At 67.4% G+C, this 25,705-nt stretch carries 21 protein-coding genes; 15 read left to right on the forward strand and 6 right to left on the reverse strand.

Annotation, left to right across the window (positions count from 1 at the left end):
• Positions 1-6: 6 nt before the first annotated feature.
• Positions 7-591 (forward strand): Uma2 family endonuclease, encoded by a 585-nt coding sequence (locus ACQPW1_RS12920; RefSeq protein WP_433662953.1) that lies wholly within the window; start codon positions 7-9, stop codon positions 589-591.
• Positions 592-594: 3 nt separating this feature from the next.
• Here ACQPW1_RS12920 and ACQPW1_RS12925 read toward each other — a convergent pair whose 3' ends face one another.
• Genes ACQPW1_RS12925 through ACQPW1_RS12935 form a run of 3 tightly spaced genes read right to left on the reverse strand, consistent with a single transcriptional unit; the run spans position 595 to position 3,031 of the window.
• Complete coding sequence (locus ACQPW1_RS12925; RefSeq protein ID WP_433662954.1) at positions 595-1,950, reverse strand: sensor histidine kinase; 1,356 nt, start codon at positions 1,948-1,950, stop codon at positions 595-597.
• Positions 1,947-2,636: a response regulator transcription factor gene (locus tag ACQPW1_RS12930; protein ID WP_433662955.1), complete on the reverse strand. Its 690-nt coding sequence runs from the start codon at positions 2,634-2,636 to the stop codon at positions 1,947-1,949. The genes ACQPW1_RS12925 and ACQPW1_RS12930 overlap by 4 nt, the downstream gene beginning before the upstream one ends.
• A 23-nt stretch (positions 2,637-2,659) precedes the next feature.
• Positions 2,660-3,031, reverse strand: coding sequence for a hypothetical protein (locus tag ACQPW1_RS12935; RefSeq protein WP_433662956.1), 372 nt, complete (start codon positions 3,029-3,031; stop codon positions 2,660-2,662).
• 384 nt (positions 3,032-3,415) lie between these two features.
• Here ACQPW1_RS12935 and ACQPW1_RS12940 point away from each other — a divergent pair, with 384 nt between their 5' ends.
• A complete protein-coding gene (locus ACQPW1_RS12940; RefSeq protein ID WP_433662957.1) occupies positions 3,416-5,656 on the forward strand; it encodes a hypothetical protein in 2,241 nt (746 codons plus the stop codon).
• Between the two features lie 76 nt (positions 5,657-5,732).
• Complete coding sequence (locus tag ACQPW1_RS12945; protein ID WP_433662958.1) at positions 5,733-7,568, forward strand: dynamin family protein; 1,836 nt, start codon at positions 5,733-5,735, stop codon at positions 7,566-7,568.
• 12 nt (positions 7,569-7,580) lie between these two features.
• Here ACQPW1_RS12945 and ACQPW1_RS12950 read toward each other — a convergent pair whose 3' ends face one another.
• A complete protein-coding gene (locus ACQPW1_RS12950; RefSeq protein WP_433662959.1) occupies positions 7,581-9,578 on the reverse strand; it encodes a glycoside hydrolase family 15 protein in 1,998 nt (665 codons plus the stop codon).
• A 137-nt stretch (positions 9,579-9,715) separates the two neighbouring features.
• Between ACQPW1_RS12950 and ACQPW1_RS12955 the strand changes: the two genes are divergently transcribed.
• Positions 9,716-9,982 carry a hypothetical protein gene (locus ACQPW1_RS12955; protein WP_433662960.1) on the forward strand — a complete coding sequence of 89 codons (267 nt, stop codon included), beginning with the start codon at positions 9,716-9,718 and terminating at the stop codon, positions 9,980-9,982.
• Between the two features lie 73 nt (positions 9,983-10,055).
• Here the strand turns inward: ACQPW1_RS12955 and ACQPW1_RS12960 are convergent, their stop codons facing one another.
• On the reverse strand, positions 10,056-11,111 hold the full coding sequence (locus ACQPW1_RS12960; protein WP_433662961.1) for a M48 family metallopeptidase: 1,056 nt from the start codon (positions 11,109-11,111) through the stop codon (positions 10,056-10,058).
• Between the two features lie 71 nt (positions 11,112-11,182).
• On the opposite strand from ACQPW1_RS12960, the gene ACQPW1_RS12965 reads away from it, so the two are divergent.
• From ACQPW1_RS12965 to ACQPW1_RS13000, 8 genes are all read left to right on the forward strand, one after another.
• The gene (locus ACQPW1_RS12965) at positions 11,183-11,272 is read left to right on the forward strand and encodes an Ms4533A family Cys-rich leader peptide (RefSeq protein ID WP_379282534.1); all 90 of its coding nucleotides are present in this window, start codon (positions 11,183-11,185) and stop codon (positions 11,270-11,272) included.
• Positions 11,273-11,474: 202 nt separating this feature from the next.
• The gene (locus tag ACQPW1_RS12970) at positions 11,475-12,521 is read left to right on the forward strand and encodes a sulfate ABC transporter substrate-binding protein (RefSeq protein WP_433662962.1); all 1,047 of its coding nucleotides are present in this window, start codon (positions 11,475-11,477) and stop codon (positions 12,519-12,521) included.
• A 31-nt stretch (positions 12,522-12,552) separates the two neighbouring features.
• Positions 12,553-13,431: a sulfate ABC transporter permease subunit CysT gene (gene cysT, locus ACQPW1_RS12975; RefSeq protein WP_433662963.1), complete on the forward strand. Its 879-nt coding sequence runs from the start codon at positions 12,553-12,555 to the stop codon at positions 13,429-13,431.
• The gene (gene cysW, locus ACQPW1_RS12980) at positions 13,428-14,234 is read left to right on the forward strand and encodes a sulfate ABC transporter permease subunit CysW (protein WP_433662964.1); all 807 of its coding nucleotides are present in this window, start codon (positions 13,428-13,430) and stop codon (positions 14,232-14,234) included. The genes cysT and cysW overlap by 4 nt, the downstream gene beginning before the upstream one ends.
• Complete coding sequence (locus ACQPW1_RS12985) at positions 14,231-15,226, forward strand: sulfate/molybdate ABC transporter ATP-binding protein (protein WP_433662965.1); 996 nt, start codon at positions 14,231-14,233, stop codon at positions 15,224-15,226. Before cysW ends, ACQPW1_RS12985 begins: the two co-directional genes overlap by 4 nt.
• Before the next feature lie 814 nt (positions 15,227-16,040).
• Entirely contained in the window at positions 16,041-17,252 is a 1,212-nt protein-coding gene (locus ACQPW1_RS12990) for an Hsp70 family protein (protein ID WP_433662966.1), read from the forward strand.
• 225 nt (positions 17,253-17,477) lie between these two features.
• The gene (locus ACQPW1_RS12995; RefSeq protein ID WP_433662967.1) at positions 17,478-18,482 is read left to right on the forward strand and encodes an AurF N-oxygenase family protein; all 1,005 of its coding nucleotides are present in this window, start codon (positions 17,478-17,480) and stop codon (positions 18,480-18,482) included.
• A gap of 1 nt (position 18,483) precedes the next feature.
• Positions 18,484-20,109 carry an FAD-dependent oxidoreductase gene (locus tag ACQPW1_RS13000; RefSeq protein WP_433662968.1) on the forward strand — a complete coding sequence of 542 codons (1,626 nt, stop codon included), beginning with the start codon at positions 18,484-18,486 and terminating at the stop codon, positions 20,107-20,109.
• Positions 20,110-20,464: 355 nt separating this feature from the next.
• Here the strand turns inward: ACQPW1_RS13000 and ACQPW1_RS13005 are convergent, their stop codons facing one another.
• Positions 20,465-21,226 carry an SDR family NAD(P)-dependent oxidoreductase gene (locus ACQPW1_RS13005; protein WP_433662969.1) on the reverse strand — a complete coding sequence of 254 codons (762 nt, stop codon included), beginning with the start codon at positions 21,224-21,226 and terminating at the stop codon, positions 20,465-20,467.
• Positions 21,227-21,758: 532 nt separating this feature from the next.
• On the opposite strand from ACQPW1_RS13005, the gene ACQPW1_RS13010 reads away from it, so the two are divergent.
• From ACQPW1_RS13010 to ACQPW1_RS13020, 3 genes are all read left to right on the forward strand, one after another.
• Entirely contained in the window at positions 21,759-23,768 is a 2,010-nt protein-coding gene (locus ACQPW1_RS13010) for an Hsp70 family protein (protein WP_433662970.1), read from the forward strand.
• Positions 23,769-23,831: 63 nt separating this feature from the next.
• Entirely contained in the window at positions 23,832-24,626 is a 795-nt protein-coding gene (locus tag ACQPW1_RS13015) for an HAD family hydrolase (protein WP_433662971.1), read from the forward strand.
• Positions 24,627-24,832: 206 nt separating this feature from the next.
• Positions 24,833-25,705 (forward strand): cyclopropane mycolic acid synthase family methyltransferase, encoded by an 873-nt coding sequence (locus ACQPW1_RS13020; RefSeq protein WP_433662972.1) that lies wholly within the window; start codon positions 24,833-24,835, stop codon positions 25,703-25,705.

Below are 25,705 nucleotides of genomic sequence, written 5' to 3' on the forward strand. Positions count from 1 at the left end.
ATGGCGATGACTGCGGTGCATGAGGACACATTCCTGACCGAGGAGTTCGAGGCGATCGCACGTGCGGTGGCTCATGAACTCGAGGGTGTTCAGCTCGAATTTATCGGCGGACGACTGGGGGTCAAACGAATGCCTGACGGCGACCATGGTGAGATTCTCAACTGGTTGCTTCTGCTGCTGATGCCGCTGCATCCGAAGATGTTTCTGCATGTCATCGGACAGGGCCTGGCGGTCGGGCCGTACCGGAAGGGACGCGCACGCCCCGACGGCATTCTGGCGCCTCTGCACGCATTTCGAGGGGCGGGTGAATGGGCATCGACCGAGGACGTCCTGATGGCGGTCGAGGTGACATCACACGATTCGGACACCAACCGGCGCGATCGAGTGGACAAGCCCATTGCCTACGCCCAGGCAGGGATCCCGATTTACCTGCTCATCGACCGCGACGCGGGCGCAGTTGTCGTCTACAGCCAACCTGAAGATAACGGCTACCAAGACGTGCACAGCTATGCCATTGGGCTCGAGGTGGCATTGCCAGCGCCGGTTGGTATCACTCTTGATACAGAAGAGCTGAAAGATCTGGCCGACTGAGGTTCAGGTACTTCGTATTTCGATTCGTACGCGTAGCTGCGTACCTCCCAACGGACTCGTAGCGAGTTCGGCTGTGCCGGAATGTAATTCGGCCTGTTGGCGGACCAAGGCAAGGCCCAGGCCGGAGCCGGGGGAGCCGGGGCCTTTGACGAAACGATCGAAGGCTTTGGGACACAAGGTTTCCGGTATGCCGGTGCCGTCGTCATCGATGAGAATCTCCACCATGTTGTCCGTCGCGGGGTGGACGGAGATGGTGACGGTGTCGGCGTGACCGTGTTGGACGGCGTTCGCTACCGCGTTGGTGACGATCAGCATCAGGCCGCCGGGGGTGCCGGTAACCGTGACGGGTTCGCAGTCGGTGAGGTCGATGCGGACGTCGGGGTGGCGGCGTTGCGCGTCTTGGGCTGCGCGGTCGAGGGTTTCGCAGAGGTCGAAGGGTTCGAAGATGTCGGGCTCGGTGAGTTCGCCTATCGCGAGCCGCTCCAGATCGGTGAGTGTGTTCTCGATCTGTTGTTCGGCGAAGAGCACCTCGGTGAGGATGGTGCCGCGTTGTTCGGCGGGAATCTCCTTGGTGGCCAACACCTGTAGGTCGGTGCGCAGCGCGGTGAGCGGAGTGCGCAGCTCGTGGGCGCAGACGGCGGCGAAGTCGCGGGCGCTGGTGAGAGCGTGGTTGGTGGCGCGGTGCGCGGCTTCGAGTCGAGTGAGCATGCGGGTGATGGCGTCGGAGAGTTCCTCCGCCTCTCGTGCACCTCGGCCGGATAGTGGCGGCAGTTCTTCGAGGGTGTCGATGCCGTGGGTGGCGGTGGCCAGCCTGCGCAGTGGCCGGGCGGCGTAACCGGCCAGGAACCAACCGAGCAGGGCGGCGGTCAGTGCGCCCGCGACGCCGATGCCGAGGCCGATGAGCTGGCTGCGGTGGATGGCCGAGGCGACGACATCGCGGTTGGGGTCCAGCGAGACGAGCACGCCGGGTAGCCCGTCGACGCGGGTGATCGCCACGTCGGGTGGCAGGTCGCCGCGCCGGGCGACGGTGGCCTCATCGGGAATGTCTGTTGCCGCATAAGGCGCTTCGGTCGCGAAGGGGGCTTCGGTCGTGGCGGGGGAGGGCGGCGCGCCTGCCGACGGTAGCGGGGCGGCCAGCGGTGGCGCGGCGGCCGGTGGGCCCGGGATCCGTTCCGCCGGAACGCCTTTGAACGGCGGCGCAACTCGCACTGCCATCGACGAGACGGTCTCATCCAACTGCCGCTCACCCGTCGCGTTCAACAACGCGGCGAAGGTGATGGTAAGCGTGAGCGCGACGAGCGCCGCGACCACGCCGGAGACCACGGCCACCCGGGTACGCAGCGACGGCGAGCGTTTCACGGCTGCTCCCGTAAGACGAAGCCGACGCCGCGCACCGTGTGCACCACCCGTGGCGCGCCGGGCGTTTCCAGCTTGCGCCGCAGATAGGAGACGAACACATCCACCACATTGGTGTCGGTGGCGAAGTCGTAACCCCATACCGTGGAAAGGATTTGCTCGCGGCCGAGCACGATGCCCGGGTTGTCGGCGAGCATGGCGAGCACCTCGAATTCTCGTTTGGTCAGGTCGACGGGCGTGCCCGCGGCCAGCACCCGGTGCCCGGCCAGGTCGATCTGCACCTGGCCGACCCGCACCTGCGCGCCGGGCCGTTCGGTGGTGACCCGGCGGCGCAGCAGTGCGCGCAGCCGGGCGACCAGTTCACCGAGGTCGAAGGGTTTGGTCAGGTAGTCGTCGGCGCCACGTTCTAGGCAGGCGATGCGATCGGTCACGGCGCTGCGCGCGCTGAGTACACAGATGGGGATGTCGTTGCCCATCGCGCGCAATGCCGTGACCACGCCTTCACCGTCCAGCGTCGGCATATTCACGTCCAACACCATGGCGTCGGGCGCCGCAGTCCGAACCATCGCCAGCGCTTCGGCGCCGTCGGCCGCGGTGACCACCTCGAAATCGGAGAGTTCCAACCCGCGTCGCAGCGACGCGAGCACACGAACCTCGTCGTCCACGACCAAGATCCGGTGTCCGGTCATGGATCAACATTAGTCCCGGTCGGTCAGCGGACGCTGGCGACGACGCACCCCGGCTCGGCCGGGTACGCGGGCACCGCGTCGGCCGGGACGCCGGGGAAGGTGTCGAGCGGGGTCGCGGGCACGGCACCCGGCGGCAAATCGCGCTCGATGGTGACCCACGGTCCCTCTTCACCTGCACCGTGGGTGATCACCACCGAGCCGTCCGGACCGATCTGCGGGCAGACGATAGGTTCGCCGGGCACCGGGTCGATCGCGATGCGCGGACCGGGCTGCGTCGGCATGGGCGGCGGTCCCGGCTGGGCCGAGGCGGCGCCCGCCATGCCAGCGACCAAGGCGCCGGTGAGCGCGGTCCCGCTGAGCACGGCCGCGATGCGGCGTCCGATGAGTGCAGTCATGAGGGGTGACTCCTTCAGATCGATGCTTGTCGGTCCGACTGGTCCGATGAAATCGACGGTAGGCAAAGGATCTTCACCACTTGTTGAGCAATCGTTAGAGAACTCTTAGGGTCCCGTAGGCCTCGGTGCGGCGCGATGGAAGGGCGGCAGAATCTGACCAGGTCATGGTGCATATTGGAGCCCGCGTCCGGTTCGGTAACCCACTAGAAATGGGGCTTCCGTTCTGGTTTTCGGGATGGCAGGGTTGTGTTGCTCGCCACCGGTGGAGTCTCTACAGTCCTGGAGAATGTGACAGTCGGGTTTTCCCGAAATAGTGTTAGGTGATCTTCACTCGGCCTGGCCGGCATGTGAGGATGGCTGCTGGAAACCCGAGATGGAGCTTTCATGACGCGTGACCTGCCCTTCGATGACGACACCACCGAGGCAGCTGAGCGCACGGGTGACACCGCCTATCGAGTAGCCACCGGCGTCGCGCGGGTCGCGCGGGCGGGCGCCTACGTCACCGGCGGCGCGCTGGTGGCCGCGAACGGCGGCGGCGTCCCGGCCCATCCCGGCTCCTCACACGCGGACAGCAGGAACGCGGGCTGGGCGCACAACACCGATCCGGACTCCGACATCCCCTCGCCGGTGATCACCTTCCCGGACCAGGTCGTGGAGCCCGCGCCGCTGAACCCGCCGCACCCGAGCAACTCGACCGTCGCGCACGCCACCAACACCCCCGGCTTCGCCCTGCCCGGCACCGATCACGGCGCGAGCCTGCCGCTGCCGACCCTCGACGGTGACTACAACGGCACCGACGCGGGCTTCCAGCTGCCGGGCACCGACGCGGGCCAGTCCGGCATGGCACTGCCGAGCCTGCCCGGCGGTGCGTCGGGCCAGCACGGCATGGAACTCCCCGGCACCTCCACGCCGTCGAGCCAGTCCGGATTCGGCCTGCCCGGAACCGGCGCGTCGACCCAGCCGGGCATGGGACTGCCCGAAGCGCCCGGCGGCATCGGCCTGCCCGGTGCGGATGCCGGTGCGTTCAGAGGTATGCAGTTGCCGGGTACCAGCGGTGTCTCGAACGATCTCGACGAGCCCGGCGGCCACGGCTTCGGCCTGCCCGGCCACGGTCTCGGCCAAGCCGGGCACGGTTTCGGCCTGCCGGGTGCGAACGGCTTCGTCGCGCCGGGCTCCGGCGCCTTCGACCTGCCCGGATCGCAAGCGAGCCCGACCGCCGGTGGCCCGTTCGACGGTGTCGGCGACGGCGGCGGTGATCCCGTCGGGATCTTCGCCGGTACGCAGTGGTCCGTCGACTTCGGCATCGGCCCGCAGGGCATCTACTTCAATTCCGAGATGAAGGTGGACGTCGGCGTCGGCCACGTGGGCGACCAGCTCGACCAGTTCACCGACTATCTCGGCAGCGGCCTCGGGCATGTGCCCGATGGCACCGGCAACGCGGTGACCGATCCGACCATGGCCGGTTACGGCCAGCACAGCAATCCAGGGATCCTCGGCGGGCTCACCACCCCGGGCACCTCCTCGACCCACTCGAATCACGCGAACCACTCGCCTGCACCGACCGCCGCCGCGCCACAGCCGGTCGTGCAGCCGCTCGCCGCGCCCGCTCCGATCATGGCGGCCGCACCCGTGGCGACCGCCGCGGTCGCACCGGTCGTCGTGGCCCCCATGGCGAGCGCCGCGCAGCCGGTGGCGGCCACCCCGCTGCAGACGACGATCCAGCCGGACGTCGCGAGCACCCCGATCGCGAATGTCTTTACGGCACCGGAAGGTCCGTCGGTGCTCACCGTGCCCGCGGCCGCCACGCCCGCGCTGTTCGATCAGGCCCGGCCGACGCCCATCGTGAAGCCGACCCCGGTGACCGATCCGACGAAGCCCTCGGATGTTTCGGTCACCACGCCGAACAACCCGACGACCATTACCAAGACCGTCCCGGTCCCGGTGGTGCCGACCGATGGCACACCGAGCGTGCCGAAGACCCCGGACATCACGACGAAGGTGCCGGGCGCGGGCCACCCGTCCACGTCCCCCGGCGGCATCAGCACCGGTCCGGACGTGCCGACCACCAAGATTCCGCCGACCACGGGCAGCCAGCCGACGCACCCGCCGACCACGCCGTCGGATGGCGACGACGTGACCACGCCGGGCACCGGACCGAGCACCGGTAACGGCGGCGGGACCGGAACGGGCGGGGTCACCACGCAGCCGACCGTGCCGACCCGGGACGTGCCGACGGCCACCCAGCCGGAGCCGTCGGTGCCGACCCGCGACATACCGACCGCGGACGTGCCGACGCACGACGTACCGACCGCGGTCCCGACGCACGACGTGCCGGTGCCGACCCACGATGTGCCGACCTACCAGCCCCCGACGCAGGCGCCGGTGCCGACCTACAAGCCACCGACCACGATCGACCCGAAGCCGCACGCGATCGCGGATCCGATCAACAGCACGCACATGGTCGACTCGACCATGGTCCCGATCCAGGACCAGGCCTTCTACACCGACCACTCGACCCTGGCGGTCGCCTCGGGCGGCGGCCTCTCCGGTGGTCTGATGCCGGAATCGACGATGGCCGAGACCCACCACATGGTGCCGGGCGGCTTGGACATAGCGTTGATGTAACCCGGGGCTTTTTGATGATCAAGGGGTGAAGGGGGCGTCCATGTCGATCAAGAGCAAACGCATGTAAGGAGGCAGGTTGTCTGCCGCAGCCGGGCTGAAGGCCGCGACGGTGAAACATCCGGACGCGATGGCGCCGCTGATCCGGATTCTGGACGAACTGCGGGAGACCACCCGATTCGCGGGCCGGGACGATCTGGGCAGTCGCCTGAGCATGGTCCGGGCCAGGGTCAGCGACCCCAGGGTCCGCCTCGTTGTCGTCGGCGAGCCGAAGAACGGCATGAGCACGCTGGTCAACAGCCTGGTCGGCGCGTCGGTCAGCGCGACCGACAGCGACCTGAGCGTGCCCGTCATCGTCGAGTACGGGCCGGAACCGACTGCGACGCTGGTCCGTTCGGTCGACGGCCGCACCGAGCGGCAGCCGGTGGATCCGCTCGATCCCGGTCCGGCCATCTCCGGCTTCGGCGTGATCCGGGCCGAGTTCACCCAGCCGAGTTCGCTGCTCGCCGACGGGGTCGTGGTGATGGACGCGCCCGGTACCCGCGGCGCCGACAACACCACCTGGTCGATGGTCGCCGCCGCCGACGCGGTGCTCTACGTCACCAACGCGGCCACCGAGCTCACCGTCGATCAGATCGCCTACCTGCAGCGCATCCAGCAGATCTGCCCGACCGTCATCTGCGTGCTGAACAAGATCGACCAGTTCTCCCACTGGTCGCACACCCAGCAGCGCAACCGGGAACTGCTCGACGCGGCCGGCCTCGGCTTCGCGGTGGCGCCGGTGTCCGCGGAACTGCACCGGCAGGCCGGACTGTCCGGCAACTACCAGCGCGACATCGAATCCGGTGTGCCGCAACTGATCGACCACCTTCGCGACTATGTGGTCGCCCGCGCGGACAGCGTCGCGCTGGAAGCGGCGGTGCAGGATATCCGGCTGGTCAGCGACCATCTCGCGTTGACGTTGCGCAATGAGGTCGAGTCGCTGCGCGATCCGCGCCGCCGGGACGAGATCACCGACCAGCTGGTCCGGGCCAGGGACGGGGCCGACCAGTTGCGCCAGCGCACGGCGAACTGGCAGGTCACCCTGGTCGACGGCAGCACCGAGCTGATGGCCGACATCGAACACGACCTGCGGCACCGGCTGCGCAGCCTGGTGCGCGACGCCGAGGCCGAGATCATGAAGACCGATCCGGCCCGCCGCTGGAAGGAATTCGGCACCGACCTCGACGCCCGGATCTGCGAGGCGGTCGAAGAGAACTTCGTGATGGCGCACTATCGCTCGGTCGAACTGTGCGAGCAGGTGGCCTCGAAGTTCCTGGCGGACAACCGAGCCGCGCCGCTGCCCGATCTGCGCTTGGACAACCCCGGTGAGGTACTCGAGGCGGTGCAGCCGCTCGAGCCGCTGGAAAGCACGAAAGCCGGTGTCACCCAGCAGTTCCTGACCAGCCTGCGCGGCTCCTACGGCGGCATCTTGATGGTCGGTCTGGCCACCAGCCTGCTCGGCAGTGGTAATCCGCCGATTGTCGAGGCGTTCAGCGGCCTGGGCCTGGTGAACTGGTATTCGGGCGCGGCGGGCGTGCTGCTCGGCATCAACGTGCTGTGGGACGACCGCAAGAATCGCACCTCCCGTCGTCGCGCCGAGGCGAAGGTCGCGGTGGCCCGGTTGATGGACGACGTCATCTTCCAGGTGAGCAAGGAATCGCGAAATCGGTTGCGCGCCATGCAGCGGGTGCTGCGTGACCACTTCACCGAGATCGCCGCCGACGTCGCCAAGCAGGCCGACGAGGCGCTCCGCCTGGCCGAGGCCGCCTATCAGAAGTACGGCGAGAACAGCGGCCCGCGGATCGCCGACGTCGACGAGCAGCTCGGCAAACTGCGCGGCCTGCGGGAACAGGCCGACAGTCTGACCGTCTGACGAAAAGCCCTGCTACCCAGGGTTGTTCGCGGGGGAGTGGGCGGGTTGGAAGCCGCCCGCATTCCGGTAGTCCTCGGCCCTGATCACGTGGGTGACCGCGTTGATCAGCGCCAGGTGGGTGAAGGCCTGCGGGAAGTTGCCGAGGTGGCGGCCGCTGCGCGGATCGATCTCCTCGGCGTAGAGCCGCAGCGGGCTGGCGAAGCCGAGCAGCCGCTCGCACAGGTGCCTGGCGCGCTGCAGCTCGCCGATCTCCACCAGCGCGGACACCAGCCAGAACGAGCAGATGGTGAAAGCGCCTTCGGCACCGGACAATCCGTCGTCGGTGGTCTCGGTGCGGTAGCGCAGCACCAGGCCGTTGTCGGTGAGCCGGTCCGCGATGGACAGCACGGTGGCCCGGATCCGATGGTCCTCCGGCGGCAGGAAGCGGGTCAGCACCGCCAAAAGCAGTGAGGCGTCCAGGGTTTCGCCGCCGTAGGTCTGGGTGAAGACGCCGTTGGCGTTCACTCCGTGCTCGAGCACGTCGGCCTTGATCTCGTCGGCGATGGTGTACCACTCGGTGGCGTGCTCGTACTGGCCGTGCAGCTCGGCGAGTTTCGCGCCGCGGTCGAGCGCGACCCAGCACATCACCTTGGACGAGGTGAAGTGCTGTGGCTCGCCGCGCACCTCCCAGATGCCGCGGTCGGGCTCGCGCCAATGCGCGATGGCCGCGCGGACCTGACGTTCCAGCAACGGCCACAACGTTTCCGGCACCTGCTGGCGCGACTTCACGTGCAGGTACACCGCATCGAGCATGGTGCCCCAGATGTCGTGCTGGTCCTGGTTGTACGCGGCGTTACCGATGCGCACCGGCCGCGACCGGTCGTAGCCGCTGAGGTGATCGAGGGTCTCCTCGCTGATCTCGCGTTCGCCGCCGATGCCGTAAAGGACTTGCAGCGGAACGGCATCGCCGTTCTCACCGGTGGTGGCGTCGCGCAGGAAGGAGAAGAAATCGTCGGCCTCGCGGTCGAGGCCGAGCGTGTACAGGCCCCACAGGGCGAAGCTGGAGTCGCGTACCCAGGTGTAGCGGTAGTCCCAATTACGTTGACCGCCAGGGGTTTCCGGGAGGGACGTGGTCGAGGCGGCGAGAAGCGCGCCGGTCGGGGCGTAGGTAAGGCCCTTCAGGGTCAGCGCACTGCGCTGTAAATAGTTGCGCCACGGGTGATCCGGGAAGTTGCCCTGGGTGATCCACTGGCGCCAGCTCTCGGTGGTCTGCCACATCTTCTGCGCCGCGTCCTCGTAGGTCTTGGGCGCGGGCAATTCCGACCAGGTCAACGCGACGAACTTCTCGTCGCCCTCCGCCATCCTGGTGCGGGCGCGGGCCTCCCGGCCCTCCAGACCGAGCCGCAGATCGGTGGTCAGCACCAGGCTCGGCCCCGCGGTCGGGTCGTCGGTGCGGACGGCGGTGGCCTCCTCATAGACCTTGCCGGTGTACTCCCAGCGGCCCGCCGCGCGGTGGTAGTCGAACGAGGGCTCGCAGCTCATCTCCAGCTCGACGGTGCCGTTCACGCACTTCACCGTGCGCAGCAGCATGTGCTCGGCATCCCAGTCCATCGGGGTGCGCCGGTGCGTCTTGGAGCGCTGGTCGTTGTTGTGCCACGGGCCGAGCACGAGCGCGTCGCGCACGATCAGCCAGCCGGTCTCGGTCTGCCAGGTGGTTTCCAGGATCATCCCGCCGGGCAGGTAGCGGCGCGCGGCGGGCACATTGACGCCGTAGGGGCCGATCCGGAAGTGGCCCGCGCTACGGTCCAGCATCGCGCCGAAGACGCTCGCCGAGTCCGGGCGGGGCACGCACATCCATTCGACCGAGCCGTTGCTGGCGATCAGACAGCTGGTCTCGCAGTCGGACAGGAACGCGTAGTCGTCGATCGGCGGGAAGGCGCCGTGCTTCCGTGATTCGGTCAGGTGGCTGAGCACCGGCAGGTCGTACGGTTCGTCGACGGTGAGATCGCTGGAAGACTCGGGAGACGCCATACCTCATCTTCGGGCCCCGCCGAGCCTCACGTCCACTGTGCGTATCGTCGCGCCTGCGATGCGGCGTGTTCGGGCTCGCGTCCGTGACCGAAACTTGACCTTGCAGAGCTCTCAGGTGGACGCACTAGGCTGGCCTGGTGCATCAGATCGCAGGTTGGTGGGACAGCTTCGAGCTGTGGGTCGCGGGACTCCCGTTCATCCCGCAGTTCCTCGTCGTGCTCGTGGGCATGGTCCCGGTCAGCTTCGCCATCGCCTACCTGCTGGACCGGACGCTACGCGCGCTGCTACGGGTGATCGATCGCAAGCACGGCCTCGGGCAGGCGATCCCTGCGGTGCCCGACACCGTGCCCGCCGACCTCACGACCGGCGACAACCGCCCGACCGTGCAGAGCGGCGCCCGCTGATGCCTCGTTCGCGCGTCCAGCTGGCCCTGATCGCCCTGCTCGTCCTCGTCGTCGTCGCCTGGCTCGTCACCCGCTAGTTCTCGCCGGCCCGCCAGTCGTTGAACCGCTTGCCGATCTTGGAGACGGTCTCGCCGACCTCCTGCCCGACCGTGCCGACCGCGGAGCCGACGTCCTTACCGAGGTTGCGGACGGTGCGGATGAGCGGGTCCTCGGACTGGTCGAAGTTGTTGCGGTAGGTGCGCGCGGCTTCCTTGATCTCCTCGGTAATGCTGGTGTTCTTGTCCTGGTCCCGGCGCGGGTAGTCGCCGGCCAGCATGCGGTCGTAGTCACCGCTCTGGATCCAGCGGCGTAGCTCGGCGGCGCGCAGCACCGAGAACGGGTGGCTCCGCAATTCCAGGTTGAGCAGCTTCAGCACACCGTCGCGCAGGTCGCCGGAACGCTCGTAGTCGTCGGCCTGGGCCAGGAACGCGCCGTGGTTCATCTCCTTGATCCAGGTGCCGCCCGCGAGCTTCATGTGCACCCGCACCGAGGCATCGACATCCTGGACGCACAGCAGTCCGGCCCGGTCGCCGGACAACTCGGATTTGCGGCTCCATTCCATCAGCGCGGCGACGATCGCGCGTAAAGCCCAGCCGCCCACCGGCATCCAGCCGAGGCTGGCGGAGATTCGTAGCAAATGCATGAGCATGGTGCGGTACACCGCGTGCCCGGACAGCGCGTGGCCGAGCTCGTGGCCGATGGTGAAACGCAACTCCTCGGTATCCATCAGCTCGATCAAACCGGTGGTCAGCACAATGAACGGCTGGTCCATGCCGATGGTGAGGGCGTTCACCTCCGGCGTCTGCATCACGAACATTTCCGGCGTGGTGCGGGCGTCGAGGACCGCGACGCAGTCTTCGCGCAATTGGTGCAGCGAACGGAACTGTCGTTCGTCGACTCGAACGGCCGCCGCGAGGAACAGAAGTCGATGCTGGCGTTCTTGCAGCAAACCGGACAATGTGCGCAGCACGGTGTCGAAACCCGGCAGCGTTCGCAACGCGACCAACGCGGTGCGGTCGGCGGGGTGCTCCCACGCCCGAGTGCTGATGCCGGGGAACCTCGTACGTACGCGATCCGGGCTGTTAGTCATGGGATGAAACCCCCGTCTTCCTGGAACTCTGTGATTCGAACTCGGGCCGTGGCCTCTGCTACAGTCTGCCCGTGTCTTCGAGTTGCGTCCCGCAGGTCCGCCATGAACTGGCGTTGATCGCGGTCGGCAATCTCGCGGTCGCCGACATTCTCTGTCGCTGATCGGTTGACCGGGCACGTTTGCGCGTCCCTCCCTCGTAGACTGGCGTGCAACCTTTTCGCAGACGTCCCCGAATCCCGACGGCCTACCCGGCCGACCGTCACGCCACCGCTCGCATCGATGCGGCAGGTCTACCGATCCAACAGCAGTTCTCTCCGCGGCTCGAGGTCCCGAGTCGGCGGTCCGTAGGAAAGGTCCACCCCGATGTCTCGCAAATCTTGGCTCTCCCCGCGCCGACGTACCGCCGTCGCCGCACTCACCGCGTTCGCGGCGGTCGCCCTCACCGCGTGCGGCGGTGGAGCCAGTGACACCGCCGGGGGTGGTGGCGCCGACGGCAGCGGCGGCACGCTGAACCTCTACGCCTATGCCGTCCCGAAGCCCGGCTTCGACAAGGTGGTGCCCGAGTTCAACAAGACCGACAAGGGCAAGAACGTCGTCGTCAACGGCTCCTACGGCGCGTCGGGCGATCAGTCCCGCAAGGTCAAGGACGGCGCCGAGGCCGACATCGTGAACTTCTCGGTCGAGCCCGACATCACCCGCCTGGTAGACGCGGGCCTGGTCGACGCGAACTGGAATGCCGACGCCACCAAGGGAATCCCGTTCGGCTCGGTCGTCGCGATCGTGGTCCGCAAGGGCAACCCGAAGGGCATCAAGGACTGGGACGACCTGCTCAAGCCGGGCGTCGAGGTGGTCACCCCGAACCCGTTCAGCTCCGGCTCGGCCAAGTGGAACCTGCTCGCCCCGTACGCGGCCAAGTCCGACGGCGGCAAGAACGCGCAGGCGGGCCTGGACTACCTCAGCCAGCTGGTGACCAAGGACCACGTGAAGGTGCAGCCGAAGTCGGGCCGCGAAGCCACCGAAACGTTCCTGCAGGGCACCGGTGACGTGCTGCTCAGCTACGAGAACGAGGCGATCTTCTCCGAGCGCAACGGTGACCCGATCGAGCACTTCGTGCCGCCGACCACGTTCAAGATCGAGAACCCGGTCGCGGTACTCAAGAACAGCAAGAGCCAGGAGAAGGCCATCGCCTTCCGCGACTTCCTCTACACCACCGAGGGGCAGAAGGCTTGGGCGGCAGCCGGTTTCCGCCCGGTCGACCCGAAGGTGGCGGCCGACTTCGCCAAGGACTTCCCGACCCCGCAGAAGCTCTGGACCATCGCCGACCTGGGCGGCTGGAAGGCCGTGGACAAGGAGCTGTTCACCCCGAACACCGGCTCCGTCGCGGTGATCTACGACAAGGCCACCAAGTAACCGGCTCCGGCGCACGGGATACTGGACGACTGTGACTGACAGCAGCACCGCCGGGAGCCAGCCGACTCCCGGCGGTTCCCCCGCCGCAGGCCGGTTCAATTGGTCCTGGCTGCGGGTGACCGGCTCGGTGGGTCCGCTCGGCATCGCCATCGCGGTGCTGTGGCTCAGCATCATCGTGCTGCTCCCGTTGGCCGCGCTCACCGTCACCTCGTTCGACGACGGCTGGTCCGGCTTCTGGGACGCGATCAGCGCGCCCGCCGCGGTGGACTCGCTGCGGATCACCGTGCTCGTCTCGATCGTGGTCGCGGTGATCAATGTGGTGATGGGCACGCTCATCGCCTGGGTGCTGGTGCGCGACGAGTTTCCCGGCAAGGGCATCGTCAACGCCCTGATCGATCTGCCGTTCGCGCTGCCGACGATCGTGGCCAGCATTGTGCTGCTGTCCCTTTACGGTCCGCAGAGCCCAATTGATATCCACCTCAACGCCACTCAGCCCGGCCTGATCGTCGCGCTGGCGTTCGTCACGCTGCCGTTCGTGGTGCGCTCGGTGCAGCCGGTGCTCATCGAGGCCGACCGGGAGGTCGAGCAGGCCGCGCTCTCGCTCGGTGCGGACAACTGGACCACCTTCCGCCGCATCGTGTTACCCACGCTGGGTCCGGCGATCATCTCGGGTGGTGGGCTCGCCTTCGCCCGTGCCATCGGCGAATACGGCTCGGTGGTGCTGATCGGCGGCGCGATTCCGCGCAAGACCGAGATGGCCTCGCAGTACATTCAGAAGCAGATCGAGATCGATCGGCCGATCAACGCGGCCGCGGTTTCGGTTGCACTGCTGGCCATTTCGTTCGCATCGCTGCTGATTCTGCGACTGCTGGCCGAGCGTAGCGTGCGCAAGGAACAGGAATCGCGATGAATCTGTCTTGGCCCTCCCGCATTTCGCTGCGGGTCATCGCACTCGGCTACCTGGCGGTGCTGCTGGTGCTGCCGCTGATCATCATTCTGTTGCGCACCTTCGAAAAGGGCATCGGCGCGTTCTTCGACTCGATCACCACGCCCGCGGCCATCTCGGCGTTCCAGCTGTCCATGATCATCGTGGCGATCGTGGTCCCGTTGAACGTCATCTTCGGTATCTTCACCGCGCTCGCACTGGTGCGCGGAAAGTTCCCTGGCCGCACGCTCGTTCAGGGCATCGTCGATCTGCCGTTCGCGGTCTCGCCGGTGGTGGTCGGCGTCGCGCTGATCCTGCTGTGGGGTGCGCACGGCTGGTTCGGCGGCCTGGAGGGTGCCGGCTTCAAGGTGATCTTCGGGCTGCCCGGCATGGTGATCGCCACCATCTTCGTCACCTTGCCGTTCGTGGTGCGCGAGGTCGAGCCGGTGCTGCACGAGATCGGCGACGACCAGGAACAGGCCGCCGCCACCCTCGGCGCCACCCGCTGGCAGACGTTCTGGCGGATCACCCTGCCCGCGATCCGCTGGGGCCTCACCTACGGCGTGGTGCTCACCGTGGCGCGCGCACTCGGCGAATTCGGCGCGGTGATCATGGTGTCGTCCGCGCAGCCCGGCAAATCGCAGACGCTGACGCTGCTGGTGCACGGCCGATACATCAACGACCACAACACCTTCGGCGCCTACTCCGCCGCGACCCTGCTGATGGGCCTCGCCCTCGTGACACTCCTGCTGATGACCCTCCTCGAACGCAAACGGGGCACTAAATGATCACCGTGACCAATGCGAAGAAGAACTACGGTTCGTTCGCCGCGCTCGACGACGTCACCATCGATATCCCGACCGGCGAGCTGACCGCGCTGCTCGGGCCTTCGGGTTCCGGCAAGTCGACGCTGCTGCGCTCGATCGCCGGGCTCGAATCGCTCGACTCCGGCATCGTGCTGATCGCCGGGAACGACGTGACCCGGGTGCCGCCGCAGAAGCGCGATATCGGTTTCGTGTTCCAGCATTACGCCGCGTTCAAGCACATGACCGTGCGTGACAACGTCGCGTTCGGCCTGAAGATCCGTAAGCGTCCCAAGAACGAGATCGCCAAGCGGGTCGACGAACTGCTCGGCATCGTCGGTCTGGACGGCTTCCAGCACCGTTATCCGGCCCAGTTGTCCGGCGGGCAGCGGCAGCGGATGGCATTGGCCCGTGCGCTGGCCGTCGACCCGCAGGTGCTGCTGCTCGACGAGCCGTTCGGCGCGCTGGATGCCAAGGTGCGCGCCGATCTGCGCACCTGGCTGCGCAGGCTGCACGAGGAGGTCCATGTGACCACTGTGCTGGTCACGCACGATCAAGAAGAGGCCCTGGACGTAGCCGATCGGATCGCGGTGATGAACAAGGGGCGTATCGAGCAGATCGGTACGCCGGAGGACGTGTACGACCGACCGGCCAACGAGTTCGTCATGTCCTTCCTCGGTGCTGTGGCGCGGCTCAATGGACATCTGGTGCGGCCGCACGACATTCGGGTCGGTCGGGAGCCGAGCATGTCGCAGGCCGAGCACGAGGGGACCGCCGATTCGGCGGGTGTCACCCGGGCGACCGTTGAACGGGTTGTGCACCTCGGATTCGAGGTGCGGGTCGAGCTGCGGAACGCGGCGACCGGTGATCTGTTCGCGGCTCAGGTGACCCGTGGTGACGCGGAGGCGTTGCGGCTGTCCGATGGTGAAACGGTTTACGCGCGGGCTACCCGAATCCCGGAGTTGCCCGCACAGTAGGGGAGACGGTCAATTCTCTACTGCCGCAGTCGAACCGATAGGTTTCGGCTCGGCATCCGACTTCGAAAGCGGTTGCGCCAGAACGGATGACCGATCGTCGGTGCGTGACCGGAAAGTTCCTGGACGCCTTGATCTTTCGTGCATCGGACGATCTGGATCGGTCGGCGCATGCGGTCCGCTTCTGACGCTCTACGCGCAGTGGCAGGAGTAGGCCGATGGCATTGTGGATCTTGTGGGAGACAGCAACCGGTCGGACAGTGCGAATTCAGGCCGCGCCGGTCCGGTAGATCATCCGGCTGCTGAAACGTTGCTGATCTTGTGCTGGCGCAAGGAAATCCGTCGGTTCTCTCGAGCGATTGCGGCCGCGACACCGGGTACAAAGTTGCGCTGGAGCCCGAATCCGGGCGGGCATCGAGGATGCGCCGCGCGGTGTGTCGCCATTTCACCCCCGGCGAGTCGAGACAGTATCCGCCTCCAGCGGTCGCGTGTCAGGCGTTCGGGGGATTGTTAGGGGCTATCGCAGCATGTGAGAACGTGTATTCGCGAGCGATGCCTGACGTCTGGGCGGTTGTTCGGAACCTCCGCAAACACGGACGGGACACCCTCGAATATCGGCGTGTCGCAGTGAGATCCGGCCGCCATCGCATTCGCCGCCGTCCAGGGCAGGTGACCAGGACGGATGCTTATGCTATGCAACCTGTTCCAAAACAGGCGGGCTGCGGACAACAGGGTGTCCGGTGGTTGGCAGGCCGGTCGCGGAGTGGTTGCGTGGACAGAGTTCGAAGCAAATCGGCTCGGCGATCAGAGGATTGCGATGGCGGTTGGTCTCGGTTTGAGCATCGGCACGGTGAACACGGTTTCTGCGCTCGCGGAGGAGGGTTCAGACGGCGCTTACCCGCCCCGCTGGCTTCGCCAGCTGCCATCCCCCTCAGCTCCACCGGGTCGCCGGTGGGCCCAACGCTCCCAATCCATCACCCGCCGAACGACACTCACTTTCGACAGCACAGGTCTGGCCCGGGTCGGCATGATCCCGCGGCACGGGCGCGCCATCATCGAATTCGCCGATCTCACCCAGCGTTCGATCATGTCGGCGCGAGTCGGCCACCGTGCCCTTTCGCCCGCGGACCTGGTGGCGGTGGTCGCCGAGAGCCTGATCACCGAGACGCTGCTGGACCATCCGCACTACGACGGGCACAGCTCCGGCGTCGGGATCGTGCTGACCTATCCGGCGCGCTACACCGAGACGCACGTCGGCGATCTGCGGGCGTCGCTGGACGCCATCGGCCTCGACCAGGTCGAGCTGGTCGCCGAACCGATCGCGGCGGCGACCTGGCTGGAAGCCGACCGCGGTCCGCTCATGCCTGGGTTAGCGCTGGTCTACGACCTAGGTGGCGCAAGCCTCGATGTCACGTTGGTCCGGGTCGGCGCGGGCTGTCCGACCAACCCGATCGTCGGCGAGCCGATGCGTTCCGCCAAGTACGGCGGCCGGGCGTTCGGCGCGCTGGTCGCTTCGCGTGCCGGGCACGGATTGCCGTCGGCCTCTATATCCGGTTCGGTCACCGGCACGACCGCGGACGAGTTACGCACCAAACACGTGCGGGCTTCGCTGGAACTCGTCTACCGCTGCCTGCGCATGGCGGATGTGACCATGGCCGACGTCGACTGCGTCCTCGTGGTCGGCGGCGCGGCCCGGCCGGTCGAGGTGGCCCAGGTACTGGCGGGCGAGCTGGCCCGGCCGGTGATCACCGCGCCCGATCCGGAGCGCACCATCGCGGACGGCGCGGCGCTCATCGGCCGCAGTACTGCCATCGCCGCCGAGGAATCGGCGGGCAAGCACCACGGCAAGCGCCGCCCCGGCGCACATCGGCGCGCGGCCACCAGGGCGATGGTGTTGTCGCAGCGGACCAAGCAGCGCTTGACCAGGGTGGCGCTGGCGGCGGGGCTGTCCGTCGCCGGTGTCGGCATGGCGCTCGCGTTGCCCGCCGACGGCGTTGTCGTGGGATTGGCGCAGCTCGGGCTGTATTGACGGGTGATCCAGTGGCGGTAGTGACGAGGGCGGCCGCCGCCGGATCCACCTGGCCAGCCGGCTGCGTCGAGTGAGGCCGCGGCCACTGGTTCCCCGCCGTGGGGGGAATCGGTGGCGGCGGCCTCTCGCGTTCCGACGCGTATGTCTTCCTCGCTTGACGTGCCTGCCCGTAGGTGTAACTATGGGATACAGATAAACGCACTACGAGGAGAGGCAGCGACGACGATGTCTACAGCCGTGACGCCCCCGGTCGATTCCGATCTGGCGAAGGCGCAGGAGTACGCCTCGACGCTGCTACTGCTCTCCGAAGGCTCGGTCAACAAGCACTTCGACCCGTTCGAGGACATCGACTGGGACAACCCCGACTTCGCCCCCGAAGCGGGCCCGGAGCGGTGGATCCTCCCGGTCTCGGCCGACCCGCTCGGCCGCCACCCGTGGTACCTCGCGCAGACCGACGAGCGCAAGATCGCGATCGGCAAGTACCGCCAGGCCAACGTCGCCAAGGTGGGTCTGCAGTTCGAGACGATCCTGATCAGCGGCATGGTCACGCACAACTTCGGCCTGCCCAACGGTTCCCCCGAATTCCGCTACTGCTCCCACGAGATGATCGAGGAGCACAACCACACCCTGATGTTCCAGGAGATGGTGAACCGGATCGGTGAGGACGTACCGGGCATGGGCCCGCTCGTCCGGAAGTTCAAGTACTTCGGCGCCCCCGTCGCCGCGCTCTTCCCGAACCTGTTCTTCATGGCGGTGCTGGCCGGCGAGGAGCCGATCGACCACATCCAGAAGGCGATCCTGCGCTCCGGCGAGGACGTGCACCCGATCATGCGCGGTGTGATGGCCATTCACGTGGCCGAAGAGGCGCGGCACATCTCCTTCGCGCACGAATTCCTGAAAATCCATGTGCCCGAGGCGAAGCCGGGCAGCAAGTTCATCCTGTCGATCGCGATGCCGATCGTCATGTACATCCTCGGCCGCTCGATCTTCACCCCGCCGCGGTCCTTCTGGCGCGAATTCGACATCCCGGACTACGTCCGCAAGGAACTGTTCTACGGGTCGAAGGAATCCAAGCAGGAGTTCAGCGACTTCTTCGGTGACGTGCGCACGCTGGCCAAGGACATCGGCCTGATGAACCCGATCTCCAAGGCAGTCTGGAAGCTGCTCAAGATCGACGGCCACACCACCCGCTACCGTTCGGAGCCGTTGCGCGCGGCCAAGGCCGGCTGACGTGCCCTACATCGTCACGCAGTCCTGTTGCAGCGACGCGTCCTGCGTGTACGCCTGCCCGGTGAACTGCATCCATCCGACGCCGGATGAGCCCGATTTCCTGACCGCGGACATGCTGTACGTGGACCCGCAGGCGTGCGTCGACTGCGGCGCCTGCGCCACCGCGTGCCCGGTCGACGCGATCGTGTCGGCGAAGAAGCTGACCGATGAGCAGAAGCCGTTCATCGAGATCAACGCCGACTTCTACCGGCAGACCCGGCCGCGGCCGCTGCTGGCGAAGCCGGTGCCCGCGGCCGAGATTCGCACCGAGCGGCTGGGGGACGGCAGCCGGCGGAGCCGGCGGGGTGGGTCGTTACAGCCCATGCGGGTGGCGATCGTCGGATCGGGTCCGTCGGCGATGTACGCGGCCGACGAGCTGCTGACCCAGCCCGACGTGTCGGTGACCGTGTTCGACCGCCTGCCGGTGCCGTATGGCCTGGCCCGGCACGGCGTCGCGCCGGATCACGACAAGACCCGCAAGGTCAGCGAGCTGTTCGACATCATCTCGGCCCAGCACGGCTTCGGTTCGTACCTGAATGTCGAAGTGGGCGGCCATGTTTCGCACGAAGAGCTGCTCGATCACTTCCACGCGGTGATCTACGCGGTCGGCGCGTCGGCGGACCGCAAACTCGACATCCCCGGTGAGGGCCTGACCGGCAACATCTCCGCCACCGACTTCGTCGCCTGGTACAACGGGCATCCCGATCACGTGGACCGAATCTTCGATCTGTCGCAGCAGCGGGCCGTCATCGTCGGCAACGGCAATGTCGCCCTCGATGTCGCGCGGATTCTGACCAGCGACCCGGAGTCGTTGGCGGGCACCGACATTGCGCCGTACGCGCTACGGGCGTTGCGGGAGAGTAAGATCGAGGAGGTCGTCATTCTCGGCCGCCGCGGTCCGCTCGAATCCGCTTTCACCGTGCCGGAATTCGTCGGGCTGCTCGGCGCCGACGTGGACATCGCGATCGAGGGCGAACTGCCCGAGGTCACCGACGGGCTGCCGTACCAGGTCGAGCAGAAGCTGCGGTTGCTGCACAGCGTGCGCAACCGGCCGTTCGGCGAACGCAAGCGGGTCGTCTTCCGCTACCTCGCCTCGCCCACCGAGATTCTCGGCACCGACCGGGTCGCGGGCATCGAGGTCAGCCGCAACGAACTCGTCACCGACGCGGACGGCAACACCCGTGCGGTCGCCACCGGCGTCACCGAACGCCTCGACGCGGGCCTGGTGCTCACCTCGGTCGGCTATCGCGGTGTTGCGCTGCCCGGCTTGCCGTTCGACGCCGTGGCCAGCGTGATCCCGAACCGGGACGGCCGTGTGCTCGAGCGCGTCGACGGTGCGGTACTGCCCGGCACGTATGTCACCGGCTGGATCAAGCGTGGTCCGACCGGGTTCATCGGCACCAACAAGTCCTGCGCTCAGCAGACGGTGCAGCAGCTCGCCGACGACTACAACGCCGGTCGCCTTCCCGAACCTGCCGGTACCGCAACGGAATTCGACCGCCTGGTGCACCAGCGCCAGCCCGCTGTCCGCACTGCGGGCGCCACCAAGCGCCGCAGCCCGGTCCGCCGCCTCCTGACCCGCTCCTGATCGAACTCCTCGCGGGACCACGCTGTCCCGCGAGGCCGTCACCATCGACGCCAACGTCGCCGTCGATGGTGCCCTGCCCCGGCCTCGCGATGGGAACCGCCGGCGCCGAACCTCCCGCACCCATCCGCCATGAAGCGCTGCGCATGAATCAGTGTGCCGCGCACTCAATTGCCAGCTGATTCGCGCGCGGCGTGCTGATCCGTGCGCGGCGTGCTGATTCGCCCTGAACGCCGGCACCGGGATCAACGCCGGGAGTTCTTGCCTGGTGATCTAGCAGGCCCACGTCGGGTCGGTTCTGCTACCGCTCGGACGGGTCGCGCGCGGCGACCCGTCCGGGCTTTCTTGTGTCCGGGCCTTACTGGGCAGTGAAGCCGCCGTCGATGGCGAGCGCGGCGCCGGTGATGAAGCTGGCTTCGTCGCTGAGCAGGTACGCGCAGAACGACGCGGTCTCCGTCGGCTGACTGATCCGGCCCAGCGGATGCAGCGCGGCGATGGCCGCCTCACCTTCGGGTGTGGCACCCATCGAGTTGCGGAACGCCGGGGTGTCGATCGCGCCGGACACGATCGCGTTCACCCGGACCCCCTGCTTGGCGGACTCCAGCGCGACCGCCTTGGTCAGGCCGACGACGCCGTGCTTGGCCGCCACGTACGGCGCGACCGAGCCCATGCCGACCACCCCGAGGTTCGAGGCGTTGTTGAGGATCGCGCCACCGCCGTTGGCGATCATCGCGGGCACCTGGTGGCGCAGACCATAGAAGACGCTCGTCAGGTTGAGCTCCAGGTCGGCCCGCCAGCCCGCCTCATCGATCTCGCCGATCGGACCGAAGGCGTTGACCGCGCCCGCGTTGTTGAAGGCCGCGTCGAGTCGCCCGAATTCGGTGAGCGCCGCCTGGGTGAGCCGCGCCACATCTTCCTCCACCGTGACATCGGTCGGCACGAACAGCGCCCGTCCGCCTGCCGCCCGGATGTCGGACGCCACCTGCTCGCCCGCGTCCTTGCCGCGGGCGCCGAGCACGACGACGGCGCCTTCATTCGCCACTCGCAGCGCCACCGCCTTGCCGACACCCGAGCTGGCGCCCGTGATCAGCACGACCTTTTCCGCGAACCGTGTTGCCATGGTCTCCCATTTCGCTTCTCGTCCTTGCGATCTCACCTCGGTGGTGCGGTCGCAGAACCAAGTCAAGCCGGAGCGGGTCGGCCGCGCTGGCGGGAAACGGACCTCGAGTTGATGCGTCATCTATTTAGCGGGAGGCGTAGGCCTGTTATGAAATCTGTAAAGCTGGCAATGGTTTAGTTACCGACCAGTTAGTGTTTTATGTAATCTATGATTCTCTGGCGAATGCGGGCCGATGATCGGTTATCGGAGCATTGTCCGAATCGCTGTGGGGTAACCAGATCGTGTGGGGCGCTACCGAATCGAAGTCTGTCGAGTGGGCTGAACAATTCTGATGCGCGAGCATAGCCGCAGGTGACGTGGATCATTGCCGTCGGGAGCTAAACGTTCAGCGCCATTCTCTCGCCGTTCATATCAATTCCACATCCTTCCAGCGAGCCGAACAGCTAATCTGTGCTGGCTGTTTGGAAGACGACCGCGGCCACATGGTTCTCTGTGTGATGGACGTGGTCTCGGTACGTTGACGGGATAGCATATGACCACAGGTCTGGGTTTCAGCATCGGCGCAGTGAACTCTATGACGGCTTCGGTGACCGGTGCGCGAACCCGGCCTGTCGTGCGCAGTCGGCGCACCGCGGTGACGTTCGACAGCGCGGGCGGGCTACGCATCGGTGGCATCCCGCAGTTCAGCATGGCCGTAACGGATTTCGCCGACCTGAGTCGCGACCCGGAGCCGATGATCGTCGGCGGGCGCATCTGGTCGCCCGCCAATCTGGTCGCCGCCGTGGTGAACGGCCTGCGCGACGCCGAGCCTGCCGCGTCCGAGTCGGGTGCCGTAGCCGCCTATCCCGCAACGTATTCCGACAAAGAGGTGTCGCTGCTGCGGCAGGCGCTGGACCTGTCGGGGGCGAGCGATGTTGCGCTGGTGCCGGAACCCGTGGCCGCCGCCGAATGGCTGGAAAACGAACACGGTCCGCTGGAGCCCGGCTTCGTGCTCGTCTACGACCTCGGCGGGACCAGTCTCGACGTCACCGTCGTGCGGGTCGGCCCGGACTGGGACAACCACCCGATGGTCGGAAAGCCGGTGCGCTCCTACGACTTCGGCGGCAGGCCGCTCGGCGCGATGATCGCGCGCTACGCCCACGACACCGGGCCCGGCGCGACCACGCCGATGTCGATGCTGTCGATGGTCGACATCGACGGCCTGCGCACCGCGCATGTGCACGACACCCTCGAGGTGGTGCGTACCGCCGTCCGCTCGGCCGACCTCACCCTGTCCGACATCAGCCGCATCCTGGTGATCGGCGGCGCGTCCCGGCCCGCCGAGGTCGCCCGGACCCTCGCCGAACTCGGCCGCCCCCTGGTGGTTTCGGCCGACCCGGGCCAGACCGTCGCCGCGGGCGCCGCACTGATGGCCGCGCGCACCATGGCCCTCGCCGCGTCCGGCGGCAAGCAGCAGTCGCCGCGCGTCGCCGTATTCTCCAGCGCCGCTGTCGTTTCCGCGGTAGCCATGTCGGCGGTGACGGTATTCGGTAGCCCGTCGGCCCCCAGCGCGTCGCCGGTGCTCGAGCATTTCCCCGGCCTCGGCACGCCGAACACCGACACCTTGTTATACGACGCCAGCGCGGACCACCTGGCCGGTCACCGCGACGCCTGGGTGGCGACACCTGCGGGGTGGACCACCTCGCGAGCCCTCGCCACCGGCGCCGGTATGCCGACGCCCTCGGCATACGGCCTGTTCATCACCCCCGCCGCACACACGACCAAACTCGGCCCGACCATCGCCGAATCCGAATCCCACCTCGCCTCCCACGAGGACGTCCGAATCCCCGGTGCCACCACGAAAAACGGCGGCACGTACGCCGACCCGGCCTACTTCATCAACCCGCTGCCCTTCGGCCAGCTCGCGCCGAAGCCGGCGCCGCCCGCGGTGCCAGGCACTCCCGCCCAACCCGCGTCCCCGATCGCAGGCGTCCCGGCGGTACCCCCGGCCCCTGCACCCGGCTCCATACCCGCTGCGCCCCCGGCCAATCCGGCCCCCGCAGTACCGGACCCGGCCGCCGCCCCGCCCGCCGCCAGCACCCCGGCCACCGGCGGCGCCGTGGACACCCCGACCTCCGGAGCCTCCACCGGCACCGGCACTTCAACCGGCACAACGAGTTCCGAATCCACAGGCGGATCGACGTCAGGTAGCACGTCCTCCGGCGGAACCGCATCCGGCGAATCCAGCACGGGCGGTTCATCCTCCGGCGAAACCTCCACGGGTGGCTCCACTTCCGGTGGCTCCACCGGCGGTTCCTCCGAGACCTCATCGGGCGGCTCCACTTCGTCCGGCGGTTCGACCTCGGGCGGAACTTCCTCGGGCGGAAGCACATCCGGCAGCACCTCCTCGGGCGGAACCTCGAGCGGCACCTCCACCAGCGGCAGCACCTCCGGCGGATCCACCTCCGGCGCTTCCACTTCTGGTGGCTCGACCTCCGGCGGTTCAACGTCCGGCGGCACCTCCGCAGGCGGTTCGTCGGGCGGCGGCGCAGGCGGCCACTAGGGCTGAAGTTTCGGTGCGATTGATCGACAGACGGGCACCGCACTGCCGAGGCACAATGGGCTGGTGGCAAGCGGGGGTCCCCAGCTGATAGCGCTGGATGTAGACGGGACGTTGCTCGACACCGGTAGCCCGGTCAGCGAGCGCGTGGCCGCGGCCGTGCGTGCGGCCGTCGCGGCGGGCGCGCATGTGGTGGTGACGACCGGGCGCACCGTGCTGGCGACCCGCGCGGTGCTGAACGAACTCGGCCTCGTCGAAGGGCACGCGTTGTGTTCCAACGGCGCGGTGCACGTCGATGTGGCCAAAGGCGAACCGCTGACCGTGCAGGACTTCGACCCGGCACCAGCGGTCGTCGCGCTGCGCGCCCTGATCCCGGAGATGATCTTCGCCGTGGAGAAGGTCGGCGTCGGCTACTGGGCCACCGGTGTCAGCCCGTGGGAGTACTCGGTCGGCGAGTACCTGCTCGTCGACCACAGCGCCTTGAGCAGCGAGCCGACGCCCCGGCTCAACGGCTGGTGGCCCGAGGGTTCGCTCGAGGAGATGCTGAGCCTGCTGCACGAGCTCCAAGTCCCCGGCGCCAGCTGGGTGCACGGCGAATTCGGCCCCTGGCTCACCGTCTCCCGCCAAGGCGTCTCCAAAGGTTGGGCCCTCGAACGTCTCCGTCTGGCTCTCGACATCCCGAGCTCCGCCACCTTGGCCATCGGCGACGGCTACAACGATCGTGAAATGCTGCGCTGGGCAGCACATTCCGTAGCCATGGCGAACGCACCGGAAGAGGTCAGGAACCTGGCCGACGAGGTCACCGCCGACGTCCTGGAAGACGGCGTCGCCACCGTCCTGGAGCGCTGGTTTCGACCCTGACCTGGTCGCCGGGTAGCCCCTGCGCTATTGTGAACACTGATGTTCGTAGCTGATGTCAGGACCGTCGCCTGGCCAAGCATCGCCGCTGCGTGAACGTCACGGCGCCGTCCGCGGCCGCCGCTGCTCGATCACCTGTTCATCGCCCGATCCCGCCGTCAAGCGGTCGGATCGGTCGACCATCGATGGACTCGACGGAGGTTATCGACATGACCCGCACGCCGTTCTATGCGGAGGTGCAGACCCATTACGACCTGTCCGACGATTTCTTCGCCCTGTTTCTCGACCCGACCCGCACCTACAGCTGCGCGTACTTCGAGCAGGACGACTACACCCTCGAACAGGCCCAGCGCGCGAAGATCGATCTCGCCCTCGGCAAGTGCGACCTGCGTCCCGGCCTGACCCTGCTCGACATCGGCTGCGGCTGGGGTTCGACGATGATGCGCGCGCTGGAATGCTACGACGTCGACGTCATCGGGCTGACGCTCAGCAAGAACCAGCACAGCTATGTGCAGGGGATGCTGGACGAGGGCGGCTACGGTGCCCGCGCCGAAGTCCGCCTGCAGGGCTGGGAGGAGTTCGACGGCAAGGTCGACCGCATCGTCAGTATCGGTGCGTTCGAACACTTTCGGCACGAGCGGTACGCCGACTTCTTCGACTTCGCCTACCGGGCGCTGCCCGAGGACGGCCGAATGTTGTTGCACAGCATCGTCATCTACGGCCTGACGTACCTGCGCGAGCACCACATCGGGTTCGACCGCACCGATATCGACTTCTTCCGCTTCATTCGCGACGTCATCTTCCCCGGCGGCCAATTGCCCTTCCACAGCAGCACATTCCCGCCGGGCGTCCGCCAGTACGCACAGAACGCGGGCTTCACCGTCGAACGGATCCACCCGCTGCAACTGCACTACGCGAAAACCCTCGACCACTGGGCGGTCGCACTGGCGGAGCACCGCGACGAGGCGGAAGCCCTGTGCGGCGCGGACACCTATCAGATATACATGCGATATCTGACCGGATGCGCCCAGCACTTCCGGGCAGGCCACCTCGACGTCATGCAGTTCACCTGTGTGAAGTAG

The organism is Nocardia sp. CA-128927 (assembly GCF_050955855.1).
GTDB lineage: Bacteria > Actinomycetota > Actinomycetes > Mycobacteriales > Mycobacteriaceae > Nocardia.